The organism is Rhizobium sp. Root1204, from assembly GCF_001424965.1.
Taxonomy (GTDB): Bacteria; Pseudomonadota; Alphaproteobacteria; order Rhizobiales; family Rhizobiaceae; genus Pararhizobium.
Map to the genome: position 1 here is coordinate 13081 of NZ_LMCZ01000041.1, position 14652 is coordinate 27732.

Annotated in this window: 15 protein-coding genes; 11 read left to right on the top strand and 4 right to left on the bottom strand. The window is 59.4% G+C overall.

The window, feature by feature from the left end; all coding sequences use genetic code 11:
* Positions 1–71 precede the first annotated feature (71 nt).
* From ASC96_RS26705 to ASC96_RS26740, 8 genes are all read left to right on the top strand, one after another.
* A complete protein-coding gene (locus ASC96_RS26705) occupies positions 72–866 on the top strand; it encodes a thymidylate synthase (RefSeq protein ID WP_060506113.1) in 795 nt (264 codons plus the stop codon).
* Positions 867–928: 62 nt separating this feature from the next.
* Positions 929–1534, top strand: a complete 606-nt coding sequence (locus ASC96_RS26710; protein ID WP_060506114.1) for a glutathione S-transferase — start codon at positions 929–931, stop codon at positions 1532–1534.
* A complete protein-coding gene (locus ASC96_RS26715) occupies positions 1527–2042 on the top strand; it encodes a dihydrofolate reductase (RefSeq protein ID WP_060506308.1) in 516 nt (171 codons plus the stop codon). Before ASC96_RS26710 ends, ASC96_RS26715 begins: the two co-directional genes overlap by 8 nt.
* Before the next feature lie 149 nt (positions 2043–2191).
* A complete protein-coding gene (gene hflK / locus ASC96_RS26720; protein WP_060506115.1) occupies positions 2192–3313 on the top strand; it encodes an FtsH protease activity modulator HflK in 1122 nt (373 codons plus the stop codon).
* Positions 3313–4230, top strand: a complete 918-nt coding sequence (locus tag ASC96_RS26725) for a protease modulator HflC (protein ID WP_060506116.1) — start codon at positions 3313–3315, stop codon at positions 4228–4230. The genes hflK and ASC96_RS26725 overlap by 1 nt, the downstream gene beginning before the upstream one ends.
* Positions 4231–4238: 8 nt before the next feature.
* Positions 4239–4424, top strand: a complete 186-nt coding sequence (locus ASC96_RS26730; protein ID WP_037096230.1) for a DUF2065 domain-containing protein — start codon at positions 4239–4241, stop codon at positions 4422–4424.
* A gap of 3 nt (positions 4425–4427) precedes the next feature.
* Positions 4428–4814 carry an ACT domain-containing protein gene (locus tag ASC96_RS26735; RefSeq protein ID WP_060506117.1) on the top strand — a complete coding sequence of 129 codons (387 nt, stop codon included), beginning with the start codon at positions 4428–4430 and terminating at the stop codon, positions 4812–4814.
* 210 nt (positions 4815–5024) lie between these two features.
* Positions 5025–6554 carry a DegQ family serine endoprotease gene (locus ASC96_RS26740; protein ID WP_060506309.1) on the top strand — a complete coding sequence of 510 codons (1530 nt, stop codon included), beginning with the start codon at positions 5025–5027 and terminating at the stop codon, positions 6552–6554.
* A gap of 52 nt (positions 6555–6606) precedes the next feature.
* Here the strand turns inward: ASC96_RS26740 and ASC96_RS26745 are convergent, their stop codons facing one another.
* Together ASC96_RS26745 and serB are read right to left on the bottom strand one after the other, a co-directional pair.
* A complete protein-coding gene (locus tag ASC96_RS26745) occupies positions 6607–7164 on the bottom strand; it encodes a GNAT family N-acetyltransferase (RefSeq protein ID WP_060506118.1) in 558 nt (185 codons plus the stop codon).
* Positions 7161–8048, bottom strand: a complete 888-nt coding sequence (gene serB, locus ASC96_RS26750) for a phosphoserine phosphatase SerB (RefSeq protein WP_060506119.1) — start codon at positions 8046–8048, stop codon at positions 7161–7163. Before serB ends, ASC96_RS26745 begins: the two co-directional genes overlap by 4 nt.
* Here serB and miaA point away from each other — a divergent pair.
* Positions 8047–8952, top strand: a complete 906-nt coding sequence (gene miaA, locus ASC96_RS26755; protein ID WP_060506120.1) for a tRNA (adenosine(37)-N6)-dimethylallyltransferase MiaA — start codon at positions 8047–8049, stop codon at positions 8950–8952. The two genes, serB and miaA, sit on opposite strands and share 2 nt — an antisense overlap.
* Positions 8953–8971: 19 nt before the next feature.
* On the opposite strand, the gene ASC96_RS26760 is transcribed toward miaA, so the two are convergent.
* Positions 8972–11017, bottom strand: coding sequence for an ATP-binding protein (locus ASC96_RS26760; protein ID WP_060506121.1), 2046 nt, complete (start codon positions 11015–11017; stop codon positions 8972–8974).
* 325 nt (positions 11018–11342) lie between these two features.
* On the opposite strand from ASC96_RS26760, the gene ASC96_RS26765 reads away from it, so the two are divergent.
* Both ASC96_RS26765 and ilvN read left to right on the top strand, forming a co-directional pair.
* Positions 11343–13136 carry an acetolactate synthase 3 large subunit gene (locus tag ASC96_RS26765; RefSeq protein WP_060506122.1) on the top strand — a complete coding sequence of 598 codons (1794 nt, stop codon included), beginning with the start codon at positions 11343–11345 and terminating at the stop codon, positions 13134–13136.
* Between the two features lie 23 nt (positions 13137–13159).
* Positions 13160–13732 (top strand): acetolactate synthase small subunit, encoded by a 573-nt coding sequence (gene ilvN, locus ASC96_RS26770; protein WP_037096209.1) that lies wholly within the window; start codon positions 13160–13162, stop codon positions 13730–13732.
* A gap of 66 nt (positions 13733–13798) precedes the next feature.
* On the opposite strand, the gene ASC96_RS26775 is transcribed toward ilvN, so the two are convergent.
* A complete protein-coding gene (locus tag ASC96_RS26775) occupies positions 13799–14644 on the bottom strand; it encodes an aldo/keto reductase (RefSeq protein ID WP_060506123.1) in 846 nt (281 codons plus the stop codon).
* Positions 14645–14652: the final 8 nt, after the last annotated feature.

Genomic DNA, 14652 nt, shown 5'->3' on the forward strand with positions numbered 1-14652 from the left:
CCGGGATTTACCGATTGGTTCGCCGCCGCCTTGCGCCTATTTTACCGCAAAACGAATCGGCGGCGGACCCTATGAAACAGTATCTCGACCTCTTGCGTCACGTGATGGAGACCGGCTCGGACCGCGGCGACCGCACGGGCACAGGCACGCGCTCCATCTTTGGCCATCAGATGCGTTTCAATCTGGCTGACGGTTTTCCAGTCCTGACGACCAAGAAGCTGCATCTCAAGTCGATTATCCATGAGCTGCTGTGGTTCCTGAAGGGCGATACCAATATCGCCTATCTCAAGCAAAACGGCGTCCACATCTGGGATGAATGGGCCGATGCGAACGGCGATCTCGGACCGGTCTACGGTTACCAGTGGCGCTCCTGGCCAACCCATGACGGCCGGCATCTCGATCAGATCGTTGCCCTCGTCGAAGGCCTGAAGAAAAACCCGAATTCGCGCCGCCATATCGTCTCGGCCTGGAACCCGGCGCTGATCGAAGAAATGGCGCTGCCGCCGTGCCATTGCCTGTTCCAGTTCTATGTGTCCGACGGCAAGCTGTCCTGCCAGCTCTACCAGCGCTCGGGCGACGTGTTCCTCGGTGTACCCTTCAATATCGCTTCCTATGCGCTTCTGACCTTGATGGTGGCGCAGGTCTGCGATCTCCAGCCGGGCGATTTCGTCCATACGTTCGGCGACACGCATATCTATCACAACCATTTCGACCAGGTTCGCGAACAGCTGTCGCGGACGCCGAAGGCATTGCCGAAGATGGTCATCAATCCGGATGTGAAGGACCTGTTTTCCTTTCGTTTTGAAGACTTTGAGCTGGTCGGCTACGAACCGGATTCACATATCAAGGCACCGGTTGCGGTGTAACCGCAATGATGACACTGTCACGGCACAGGATGACTTGAGGTTGAACGGTCGAGGAGGACCCCATGCTGACGTTGATCCATGCGCCCCGGTCGCGTTCATCGCGCATCATCTGGCTGCTTGAGGAACTGGGGGCGGACTACGAGATCCGCTATGTCTCCATTCGCCGCTGGGATGGTTCGGGCGGGCCGGACGAGAACAATCCGCATCCGCACAAACAGGTTCCGGCGCTTCTTTATAACGGCGCGCTGATCACCGAATCGACGGCGGTCGTCCAGTATCTGACTGAACTCTACCCGCAGTCGGAACTCGGCCGCGCGCCCGGCCATCCGGAGCGCGGTGCCTATCTGTCCTGGCTTGCCTATTATGCGGGCGTGATAGAGCCGTCGGGCAGCGCGTTTCTCTCCGGTGTTGCCGCCGGTCATCCGCCGCTTTTGAAGGTTTACGAGGGCATGTGCCTGCATGTCATCGAGACACTGACGAAGCAGCCTTTTCTACTGGGCAACAACGCGAGCGCCGTTGATCTGTTGCTGGTCAGCGCGCTGACCTGGATGCGCAAGTTACTGCCGGACAGTGCGGTGGTCGATCAATATATTCAGTCGATGGTAGGACGGCCGGCGCTTGCGCGCGCCCGTGCCGTTGACGTCAAGCCGGATGGATTTCATGACTGAGCCGAAAGTTAGCATTGTTGTCGCAGTGTCCGCCAATGGCGTGATCGGCAGGGACGGTGGGTTGCCGTGGCATCTGCCCAGCGACCTCAAGCGTTTCAAGGCTCTGACACTTGGAAAGCCGGTGATCATGGGGCGAAAGACGTGGGCCTCGATCGGACGGCCGCTTCCTGGGCGCCCCAATATCGTCATCAGCCGGGACGCGCATTTCGCGGCCGCGGGGGCTGTCGTCGTTCAATCGCTTGAGGCGGCGCTTGGTGAAGCGCGCCGGCTGGCAGTCGATCTTGGCATCGATGAGGTCTGCGTGATCGGCGGCGGGGAGATTTACCGTCAAGCGATTGATCGCGCCGATCTCCTGCATGTGACCACGGTCGCCGCCGAGGTCGAGGGCGATACCCGGTTTCCCGCGATCGACCCCTCTGTTTTCGAAAAGATCGTCGATGAACCCTTGCCGCAGGGCGAGAAGGATAGCCACGCCATGCATTTCTCCACCTGGCGGCGGAAAAGCTGAGCATTGCTAACTATTTTGCCGGATTTACGGTGAAGTTGGATGCGTTGCGTTGAAAGCCGTTCTGGACATACCTATAACGGATTTACGTCATGGCCCGCGGCATGTCCGCGGGGCATTGATCTCGGAATTTTTCTATAGAAGAGGTATGAATGCCCTGGAGCAATCAGAACGGCGGCGGCGGTGGTCCTTGGGGCGGCGGCAGCGGCGGCGGTGGAAACAAGGGCCCTTGGGGCCAGGGGCCGAACCGGCCGCGTGGCGGCGGCGGTGGCCGTGGCAATGGTGGCCCTCCGGATCTCGAGGAAATTTTTCGCCGGGGACAGGACCAGCTGAAGGGCGTGGTTCCGGGTGGTTTTAACGGCGGTGTCGTCGCTATCATCGGCCTGCTGATCGTCGGCTTCGTGCTGATGAATTCGATCTATACGGTCCAGCCGGACGAGCGTGGCGTCGAAATGCGGTTCGGCAAGCCCAAGGAAGAGATTTCCATGCCGGGCCTGCACTATCATTTCTGGCCGCTTGAAACGGTCGAAATGGTCAAGATCACCGAGCAGCAGCAGAATATCGGCAGCCGTTCAGGTGCTGGCGACCAGTCAGGTTCGGGCCTGATGCTGACCGGCGACCAGAATATCGTCAACGTTCAGTTCTCCGTCCTGTTTTCCGTGACCGATCCGAAGGCCTATCTTTTCAACGTCGAGGATCCGTCCGATACGTTGCAGCAGGTTGCCGAAAGCGCCATGCGCGAGGTCGTCGGCCGCCGTCCGGCACAGGACATTTTCCGCGATAACCGTCAGGCAATCGCAGCCGACGTCAAGACGACGATCCAGGCGACGATGGACACCTACGGCGCTGGCGTTTCCGTCAACACGGTCGCCATCGAAGACGCAGCACCGCCGCGCGAAGTGGCCGATGCGTTCGACGAAGTGCAGCGCGCCGAACAGGACGAAGACCGGTTCGTCGAAGAAGCCAACCAGTATGCTAACCAGGTGCTCGGTAAGGCCCGCGGTCAGGCAGCCCAGTTGCGTGAAGAAGCGGCAGCCTACAAGGACCGTGTCGTCAAGGAAGCACAGGGTGAGGCGCAGCGCTTCATCTCGGTCTACGACGCCTATGCCAAGGCTCCCGATGTAACGCGCAAGCGGCTCTATCTCGAAACAATGCAGAGCGTTCTCGGCAAGTCCAAGAAGGTCATTCTCGACGAGAAGAACGGCCAGGGCGTGTTGCCCTATCTGCCGCTCAATGAAATCGTCAAGCCCGCGCAGTCGGGAGGGGCTCAGTAATGACCAATCGTCTTCCTTATATCCTCATTGGCTTGGCACTCGTGCTGATGGCCGTCTATTCGTCCGTGTTCATCGTCAACCAGCGTCAGCAGGCAATCGTCGTGCGTTTCGGTCAGATCAAGGACGTCAAGACCGAACCCGGTCTTTACTTCAAGCTGCCGTTCGCCTTCATGGATGCCGACCGCGTTCAGTATGTCGAAAAGCAGGCCCTGCGCTTCGACCTCGACAACATCCGCGTTCAGGTCTCCGGCGGCAAGTTCTATGAAGTCGATGCCTTCGTGATCTACAAGATCGCCGATGCCCGCCGCTTCCGCGAAACCGTGTCCGGTGATCGTGCATCGGCCGAATCGCGCCTTCGCACCCGTCTCGACGCTTCGTTGCGCCGGGTCTACGGTCTGCGTGGCTTTGAATCGGCACTTTCCGAAGAGCGTGCATCGATGATGCGTGAAGTTCGGGCCGATCTGAAGAGTGATGCCGAATCGCTCGGCCTCAATATCGAGGATGTTCGCATCCAGCGCACGGATCTGACGCAGGAAGTCTCGCAGCAGACCTTCGAGCGGATGAAGGCGGAACGTCTGGCGGAAGCCGAACTGATCCGCGCCCGTGGTAACGAAAAGGGCCAGACCCGTCGCGCCGTTGCTGACCGTCAGGTTGTCGAGTTCGTTGCCGAAGCGCAGCGTGATTCGGAAATCCTGCGCGGTGAAGGCGAAGCCGAACGGACCTCGGTGTTTGCCGATGCCTTCGCCCGTGATCCGAAGTTCTTCGAGTTCTATCGGTCGATGACGGCTTACGATCAGGCAATTGGCAGCCCTGATACGACGCTGGTTCTGTCCCCGGACTCGGAATTCTTCCGTTATTTCAATAGTTCAGATGGTGCATCCGCTCCATCTGCCACTCAGCCCGCTGCAGGAAACTGATCTGCGAAATGAGTGACTTTCTGACGGGAATTGCTTTTTTCCTGATCATCGAGGGGCTAGTGTACGCACTGGCCCCTTTGGTTTTGGTGGAAATGGCAAAGCGTTTGCCCCATATACCAGAGCAACAGTTGCGGCTGTTCGGGCTCGTATCCGTCGTTATCGGCGTCGCACTTGTCTGGATGGTGCGAGGATAAGACATGACACAGAAATTGCTCATTCGATTGGTGGACGCAGAGTATGCGATCACAAGGCTTAACATCGGAACGCCGCTGCCGGATTGGCTGCCGGGAGCCGGTTTCTGGGCCGTCTCAAGTTCACGTGAGGAGATGACGCTTGTTTGCCGGGCAGCGCGCATTCCTTCCAATGTTCAGTCATCCGGCGGCTGGCGCTGCTTCCGCATCGAACAACACTTCACCTTCGATGTCCCGGGCATTCTTGCTTCCGTGCTGAACCCGCTTTCAGAAGCCGGCGTTGGCATCTTCGCCAATTCCACCTTCAGCACCGATTACATTTTCATCATCGGTTCCGATCTCGACAAGGCTGTCGCAGCGTTGAAGGCACATGGTCACGAACTGATGAATTGACGGCTTGGGGCTTAGCATTGAAACGCTAACGAAAAGATGACTGGACGCGTCCCAAATCCGCCTTATCTTCGAACAGATTCTGCGCCAACTTGCACGGCATAGAGGTTGACGAAAAGCCAACCTCGCAGCGGTGACCGTCCGCATGACGAACATTTTTTGACGGCCGTTTTGCAGCGGCTCGCCTTCCCAAATCGAGAGGACCCCATGGGCTTGTCCATCCGCGCTTCCTTCTTCCGGTCCGTGACGCTCGCTGCAAGCGCTGCTCTGCTGATGAATTCCGTACCGGTCCTGTCCGTGGCGCATGCTCAGACCAAGGCGCCGGCAGCGACGCAGCAGGGCCCGGAATCCGTTGCCGATCTTGCAGCGGGCCTGCTTGATGCGGTCGTCAATATCTCGACTTCGCAGAAGGTGAAGAACGATGACGAGGCGCCGATGCCGCAGGTGCCGGAAGGGTCTCCATTCCAGGATTTCTTCGACGAGTTCTTCAAGGGGCAGAGCGGCGAGGGCGGTGGCCGGCAGCGCACCGTCGATTCTCTTGGTTCCGGCTTCGTCATCGACCCATCGGGCATCATCGTCACCAACAATCACGTGATCGAGGGCGCCGACGATATCGAAATCAATTTCGCCAATGGCTCCAAACTCAAGGCCAAGCTGATCGGAACCGATACCAAGACCGACCTTGCTGTCTTGAAGGTCGAGCCGAAGAAGCCTCTGACGGCCGTGCCGATCGGTGATTCCCGGCAAATGCGGATTGGCGACTGGGTGATGGCGATCGGTAATCCGTTCGGTCTTGGCGGTACAGTGACGGTCGGCATCATTTCGGCGCGCGGCCGCAACATCAATGCCGGCCCTTACGACAATTTCATCCAGACAGATGCGGCGATCAACAAGGGGAATTCCGGCGGTCCGCTCTTCAACATGAAGGGTGAGGTCATCGGCATCAATACAGCGATCATTTCGCCCACCGGCGGCTCGATCGGCATCGGCTTCTCGGTTCCGACGGAACTTGCCAGCAACGTCATTTCCCAACTCAGGGAGTTTGGCGAGACCCATCGCGGGTGGCTTGGTGTGCGCATTCAGCCGGTGACAGGCGATATCGCCGAAAGCCTGAAGATGGACACGCCAAAGGGTGCACTCGTCGCCGGGATCATCAAGGGCGGCCCGGTCGATGGTGGTGCGATCAAGACGGGCGACGTGATCCTGAAGTTCGATGGCCGCGATGTCGTCGAGATGCGTGATCTGCCGCGTGTCGTCGCCGAAAGCCCGGTCGGCAAGGCTGTCGATGTGGTGATCGTGCGCGATGGCAAGGAGATGACGGTCAAGGTGACGCTCGGCCGCCTGGAAGACGGCGAGAACCTGGCCGAAGCCGAAGCGGCCAAACCTTCGGAGACCGGGGAAAGCACGGATCAGAGCGAACCGCCTGCGGCCGAACTTCCCGCGTCGGACGTGGTTCTCGGCATGAAACTTGCCGTACTCGATGCCGATAGCCGCAAGACCTACGGAATTTCCGAGGACGTCGAAGGCGTCGTCATCGCCGAGGTTCAGCCGCAATCGGCCGCCGCCGAACGGCGCATCGCATCCGGTGACGTGATCGTCGAGATCGGCCAGGAAGCGATGAAGACACCGGAGGATGTATCGTCAAGGGTCGAGGAACTGAAGGCGGATGGCCGGCGCAATGCCCTGCTGATGATCGCCAACAAGACCGGTGAACTGCGGTTTGTCACGGTGCGGATGGAGTAGGCCGTCCCCCGCAAGGGATGATGAATTTGGAGGCGGGCCGAAAGGTCCGCCTTTATTGTGTCAGCCACTGCTCACGGCTCAGCGCGTAGACCACGTGCTGTTTGAGATGCGGTGCGGTATCGGGCACGCGCGGATGCTCGAAATCGCGGGCGGGATCGCGGTGCAGGCCGATGCGTGTCATCACCGCCGTCGAGCGCGCATTGTTCTTCACCGCAAAGGAGACGATTTCGGCAAGGCCGTGTTCATCGAAGCCATGCCGGAGTATCGCTCTTCCGGCTTCGGTGACAAAGCCCTGGCGCCAGAAACGCACGGCCAGCCGCCAGCCGATCTCGACCGTGCCCTGTGGCAGGAAGGGGGCGAGGTCAGTGCGGGCCAAACCGAGAAAGCCGATCGGCTCATCGGTGTCCTTCAGTGCCAGTGCGAAAAAGCCCAGTCCGGTCTCGCTGATCCGCTGCCGCGCTTCGTCCATCAGAGCATCGGATTCTTCCCGCGGGCGCTGGCGTGGAAAGAATTCCATCACCTTCGGGGCGGCATTGATTTCGGCAAACAGGGGACGGTCGCTTTCCAGCCAGTTGCGGATGCGTAGGCGATCTGTTTCCAGGATAATCATCGAATGAAATCCGTCTTGCGATAACCCTGGATATAGAGGAGGGCTGTCAGATCGCTGTGGTCGATGCGGATCTTGACCTGGGAAGAAACGACCGGCTTGGCATGCAGGGCAACGCCCGCGCCAGCCAGATGCAGCATGCCGAGATCGTTGGCGCCATCACCGACGGCAAGAGCGTCAGCTGTGGAAATGCCGAGCTTAGCGGTGATGTCGACCAGCGCATCCACCTTGGCCTGCTTGCCGAGGATCGGCTCTGCGACGGCACCGGTAAGGTGTCCGTCTTTTTCCATCAGGATGTTGGCGCGATTTTCGTTAAAGCCAAGCGTTGCGGCAATCGGGCCGGTAAAGACAGTAAAGCCGCCGGAGACCAGGGCGGTGTAGTAGCCCTTGGCTTTCATGGTCGCCACCAGTTCAAGACCGCCGGGGGTCAGTGTGATGCGCTTTTCAATGACATCGCCGACGACGGTGAGCGGCAGGCCCTTGAGCAGGGCGACGCGCTCGATCAGAGCAGGCTTGAAGGCAATCTCGCCGTTCATCGCCCGAGCGGTGATCGCTGCGACCTTGTCCTTCAGGCCGGCCTCTGCTGCAAGTTCGTCTATGCATTCCTGGCCGATCATGGTGGAATCCATGTCGGCGATCAGCAATTTCTTGCGGCGCGTCTCGGCGTTCTGGACGATGACATCAATGGGAGCGTCGCCGACCACGCCACGCAGCAGCGCTTCCTGCCAGTCCGGATTGGCGCCGTCCTTCAGTGCGATATCGCAGGCAACGCCATCGGCCAGCCAGTAGAGGCCGGATGCATCAACGGCGGCTGCGGCCTCTTCGGCGAGCGCTGTGGTCAGAACGGGATTTGACGGATTGGCAACAAGCGTGGCAACGAAGGCCATGATGAAAAACCTTGAGATTGGACAGGATGCAATCCTGATAACCGGGCCGACTGCCAGCGGCAAGTCCGCTCTCGCCGTTGCGCTGGCGAAACAGCATAATGGTGTGGTTGTGAATGCCGACAGCATGCAGGTCTACGACACCTTGCACGTGCTCACCGCACGTCCGTTCGAAACCGACATGCAAGGCGTTGTGCATCATCTCTATGGGCATGTTCCGGTATCGCAGCACTATTCGACCGGTGAATGGTTTCGCGATGCCGTGGAGGTGTTGCAAGCTGTTCGTAGCGCGGGGAAAATTCCTGTTTTCGTCGGCGGAACCGGGCTTTATTTCAAGGCGCTCACCGGTGGACTGTCAGATATGCCGCCGGTACCTGAAACGATACGCGACGATGTGCGCCGCCGCCTGCTGACAGAGGGGCCGGAGGCTCTCCATGCGATATTAACGGAGAGGGATCCGGAAACCGCTGCAATTCTGCGACCGGGCGATGGGCAGCGCATCGCACGTGCGCTGGAAATATTCGAGGCGACCAGCCAGTCCATCCGGGTTTTCCAAGCGCGCCAGGGGCCTGTGGCCATTGATCTCGAACGCGCCATGAAAATTGTCGTGCTGCCGGAGCGGGCATTGCTGCGGCAGCGGATCGACCGGCGCTTCGCTGGCATGCTGAAGAGTGGTGCGGTCGAGGAAGTCGAGGCTCTTCTGTCGCTCGACCTGAAGCCGGAAATGCCGGCGATGAAGGCCATCGGCGTGCCGCAGATTGCCGCATTTTTGTCTGGCACGATGAGCAAGGCGGAGGTGATCGAAACATCATCGGCCGCAACACGGCAATATGCCAAACGGCAAATGACTTGGTTTCGCAATCAGCTGGACGAGAGCTGGCAACGCTGGGACCCGGCGGGCGCCTGAGCCCCGCAGGGTATTGGTGTTACTTGCGGATGATGCTGCTCAGCGGTTTTTTCAGCAGGCTCTCGCGCAGCGATGGACGTGGTGTGTCCGGGTGCGGTTGCGCGAAGCTCGGGGCAGGGCGGGGTGGCGCTCGATAGGGATCAGAACGTGGCGGCGTTGCCGGTTCCTCCGACAGGAGTTGGCTGCGGATCTGGTTGAACCGTTCAAGTTGCGGATTGGGTGGTTCATTGCGCGGCAGCATGGCAGGGTTGTAAGGTTGCGACGCCGCCGCTTCCTGGTCTGCTGCAAGGTCAGCGTCAAAGGCACGGATGTCGCGAAGATCGTCATCCACCGGGGCAGCATCCTGTTCCTGTCCGGCGAGGCTTGCCGTATAGGCGTTCTGGAAGCTCGAAATATCCGGCCCATTCATGGCGCGCATGCGTGAGACGACGTTGCGCAGGTCGACGGTGTCGGGGGTTTCGTCCGTAACCTTGACGGCGACACCGTTGGTTTTCGGCAGGCTCTTTTCATCGACGCGGGTAAAGCGCATGCGCATCGGCACGGCGACGGCCTCACCGAAGGCGATCGCTTCGCCATTGCCGATCGAAGAGATGAAGCTGGTGGTCGAAATTGACGAATTGGGGATCGCCGAACGGATGATTTCCTGGTCGCGGTCGTTGGAAAGCCGCATGGCAAAGACCGTCGAACACTGCGACAAGATGGTTGGGTCAAGCTCGCCCGGACGCTGGGTGATGATCCCCAGAGAGACGCCGTATTTCCGGCCCTCCTTGGCAATGCGGGCGATGGCCTGACGGGTTGGAACGAAACCCAGGCTGGCATCGGCCGGGACATAGCGGTGCGCTTCTTCGCAGACGACCAGCATATGAACGCCGCCATTGCTCCAGAGCGCGATTTCAAACGCCATGCGGCAGAGCACGGAGGCGACCGAGTTGACGACCTCCGACGGTATGCCTGCGAGCTGAAATGTCGTGACCGGCCGTCCTTCGCCTGGAATCCGGAATATCTTGGCGATCGTTTCAAGGATCGTGTCGGTGATCGTGTTCGAGGAAAACATGAAATTGTAGCGCGGATCATTGATCGCGCCGATCACTTTCACTTTCAACGACCGCAGATACGGCTTGTCGTTGCGGCCTTCGAGGCGTCCGATACGCTCGTCGATCATCGCCAGCAGATCGGCCATGCGGTAGGGAACCGGCGTATCGGCAGTGATCGAGCTTTTTTCGCTGGTGCGGCGCGCCAGACCGGAATCCGTCGAACCTTTGAAGGCTCTTTTGGCTTCCGGAATGACATCGCGCAGGATATCGAGTTCTTCGGGAACGGGCGGACGTCCGCGAAAAATCACCTCGGCGACTTCTTCGAGCTTCATCAGCCAGAAGGGCAGGTCGAGATTGTCGGTATCGATGACCACGGCAATATCGGGAAAGGCAGCGGCGAATTCGTTGTGCGGATCGAGGATCAGCACGCGCAACTTTGGATCCGACGCTATGGCCTTGTGCAACAGCAGGCTGACGGCCGTGGATTTGCCGACGCCGGTCGTCCCGACAATGGCAAAGTGCTTCGACAGCATCGAAGGAACATGGATGGAGGCGTCGAGACTTTCGTCCTGAGTCAGCTTGCCGATGACGCAGGTATCATTCTTGCCGGTGTCATAGATACGGGCAAGGTCGGCCGAGCGGATGCGGTGGGCAATAGCGCCGAGATAGGGGTATTGGGTGATGCCGGCGGAGAACTCTTCGCGGCCGTTTGCACTGAGATGGACTTCGCCCATCAGTTCCACTTCGATGCGGAACGTATTGTCGAGTTCTTCGCCCCATTCGTTGGTGGCTGTCTGCATTGAATAGACGAGAGCGACCACGCGGTTTTCGCCGACCGTGATGGAGATCAGCCGGCCGACGGACCATAATTCGGTGAGTGAAGTTTCGCCGTTTTCGGCAATGGCTGAAATCGTCGCCCGCGAGCCGCTGCACGCAACAACGCGGCCGAGGAAACGGTTGCCCCGTTTCAAGGCATCGCGTCGATCCTGCTCTCCGGCGCTAATCGAAGATTGAAGCTCAATGTTTCGCAATAGGAAACCTCTGGTGACGAGTGTGCCATATTATAGGAAGGGATTTAACAAGTTGTTTCTTGGGTTTGTGCGTGTTTTCGTCGGTGTTGGCACGTCATGGTTGTTTTCGGGAAAGACGTTGACGGAGCAGATATTTCTGTTTATTTATCCCGCCCATGATCAATATCGCAGTTATTCTTGTGGTGGGACGGCGCATGGGCAGGATGGTGTAACCATCCGGCGATAGCCACCCATGCGCAAAACACGAGGCCCTCAAGGGGCCTTTTTTTATGCCTTCAAACACGATACTCACAGCCAAAACGCGAACATGGACGGAAACAGGCCAATGAGCGGTACAGACAACCAGACGCAAGCGAACCAGATGACAGGGGCGGAAATTGTTCTTCAGGCACTGAAGGACAATGGTGTGGAGCATATTTTCGGTTATCCGGGCGGTGCTGTCCTGCCGATCTATGACGAAATCTTCCAGCAGGACGATATTCAGCACATCCTCGTTCGCCACGAGCAGGGCGCCGGCCACATGGCCGAAGGTTATGCCCGCTCGACAGGCAAGGTTGGCGTTTTGCTGGTCACCTCCGGCCCCGGCGCCACCAATGCTGTTACGCCGCTGCAAGATGCGCTGATGGACTCGATCCCGCTGGTCTGCCTGACCGGCCAGGTTCCGACATCGCTGATCGGCTCCGACGCTTTCCAGGAATGCGACACTGTCGGCATCACGCGGCCGTGCACCAAGCACAACTGGCTGGTCAAGGACGTCAACGAATTGGCCAGTATCATCCATGAAGCGTTCCGCATCGCCCAGTCCGGCCGTCCCGGCCCGGTCGTTGTCGATATTCCGAAGGATGTTCAGTTCGCTACCGGCACCTACACGCCGCCGTCGGCGTCGAAGGTCCAGAAAAGCTACCAGCCGAAGCTTCAGGGCGACATGCGCCAGATCGAGCAGGCAATCGAGATGATGAAGGGCGCGCGCCGCCCGGTCATCTATTCCGGCGGCGGCGTCATCAATTCCGGCCCGGAAGCTTCGAAACTGCTGCGCGAACTGGTCGAACTGACCAACTTCCCGATCACCTCGACACTGATGGGATTGGGCGCCTATCCGGCTTCCGGCAAGAACTGGCTGGGCATGCTCGGCATGCATGGGACGTTCGAAGCCAATATGGCGATGCACGATTGTGACGTCATGGTCTGCATCGGTGCCCGTTTCGACGACCGTATCACCGGCCGTCTCAATGCCTTTTCGCCGAACTCCAAGAAGATCCATATCGATATCGATCCGTCGTCGATCAACAAGACGGTGCGCGTCGACGTTCCAATCATCGGCGATGTCGGCAATGTTCTGGAAGACATGGTTCGCGTCTGGCGGGCTTCGGCCAAGGATGCCGACAAGGCGCGTCTGACCGAATGGTGGGAAGGCATTGTCCGCTGGCGTGGCCGCAACTCGCTCGCCTATAAGATGAACGACGACGTCATCATGCCGCAATATGCCATTCAGCGTCTGTACGAGCTGACCAAGCATCGCGACACCTATATCACAACGGAAGTTGGCCAGCACCAGATGTGGGCGGCGCAGTTCTTCGGCTTCGAGCACCCGAACCGCTGGATGACCTCGGGCGGCCTCGGCACCATGGGCTACGGCTTCCCGGCGGCGATCGGCGTCCAGGTCGCCCATCCCGATGCGCTCGTCATTGACATTGCCGGCGATGCCTCGATCCAGATGTGCATCCAGGAAATGTCTTGCGCCGTACAGCATAACCTGCCGGTGAAGATCTTCATTCTCAACAATCAATACATGGGCATGGTCCGCCAGTGGCAGCAATTGCTGCACGGTAACCGCCTGTCCAATTCCTATACCGAAGCCATGCCCGATTTCGTCAAGCTCGCCGAAGCTTATGGCGGCGTCGGCATCCGTTGCGACAAGCCGGCTGATCTCGATGCTGCCATTCAGCAGATGATCGACAGTCCGGCGCCGGTGATCTTCGATTGCCGCGTTGCCAATCTTGCCAACTGCTTCCCGATGATCCCGTCGGGCAAGGCGCATAACGAGATGTTGCTGCCGGACGAAGCCACGGACGAAGCGGTCGCCAATGCGATCGACGCCAAGGGCCGCGCTCTGGTTTGATGGAATAGGAAAAGGATACGATCATGAACGCACATCTTCAGCCGACCGGCTCCGCCTATTTCATCGCCAAGGAAACAGAGAAGGCGGAAAACCATACGCTTTCGGTCCTCGTCGACAACGAACCGGGCGTCCTTGCCCGCGTCATCGGGCTGTTTTCCGGCCGTGGCTACAATATCGAAAGCCTGACGGTTTCCGAGACCGAGCACCAGTCGCACCTGTCGCGCATCACCATCGTGACGCGCGGCACGCCGCACGTTCTGGAGCAGATCAAGGCGCAGCTGGAGCGCATCGTTCCGGTCCACCGCGTCGTCGATCTGACGGTTCGCGCCGCCGAACTCGGCCATGACCGGCCGATCGAGCGCGAAGTGGCTTTGGTCAAGGTTTCGGGCGAGGGTGAGACCCGGGCGGAAACGCTGCGCCTTGCCGACGCCTTCCACGCCAAGGTGATCGACGCGACGCTCGAGCACTTCATCCTCGAAATCACCGGCAAATCCTCCAAGATCGACCAGTTCGTGGCGATCCTGAAGCCGCTCGGCGTGCTTGAAGTCTGCCGCACCGGTATCGCGGCGATGAACCGCGGTCCGCAAGGCATGTAACGGGCTACGAATATGATTGAAAAAGGGCGCCGCGAGCGCCCTTTTTCAATTCAGCCAACCAGCCACTCAGATCATTTCCAGCGGTATTTTTTTGCCTGGTGGCGGGAACGCTTTGTCGAGGATAGCAAGATCCTCAGCAGTCAGTTGAACTTCAACGGTTGCGCGGTTTTCGCGCACCCGTTCCGGCATTGCGGTCTTGGGAATGACAATCACCCCGGGGTTGCGGATCAGGAAGGCAAGTGCGACCTGTGCTACGGTTGCCTGATGCGCCTTGGCAATGTGGATGAGATCGGGATGGCGTATCAGCCGGCCTTCGTCGAGCGGCGAATAGGCCATGACCGGCACCCCTCGGGCCTGATTGTCCCGCAGGAGATCGTATTCGATGCCGCGGCGGGCCAGATTATAGAGAACCTGATTGGCCGCGACATTGCCGCCATCGGGTACACCGAGAAGCTCCTCCATATCGTCGGCATCGAAATTGGAGACCCCCCAGGCGCCGATCTTGCCGGATTGGCGCAAGGTCTCGAAAGCTTCGACAGTTTCCGCCAGGCGGTAGCGGCCGCGCCAATGGAGGAGGTAGAGATCGATATGGTCGGTACCGAGCCGTTTGAGGCTGGCTTCGCAGGCCTTGATCGTGCCGTCGCGGCTGGCATTGGTGGGCAGCACCTTGCTGACGATGAAGGCATCGCTGCGGCGGCCCTTGACCGCTTCCCCGACAATCCGTTCGGCGCCGCCATCGGCATACATTTCGGCGGTATCGATCAGCGTCATGCCGAGATCAAGGCCATGGCGCAGGCATTTCGCTTCCTCGGCGGCGCTCGCCTTGCGTTCGCCGATATGCCAGGTGCCCTGACCGATCACAGGGACGGCCTTGCCGGAGGGGAAAGATGTGGTCGGTATTGCGTCTTGCATGACATTCC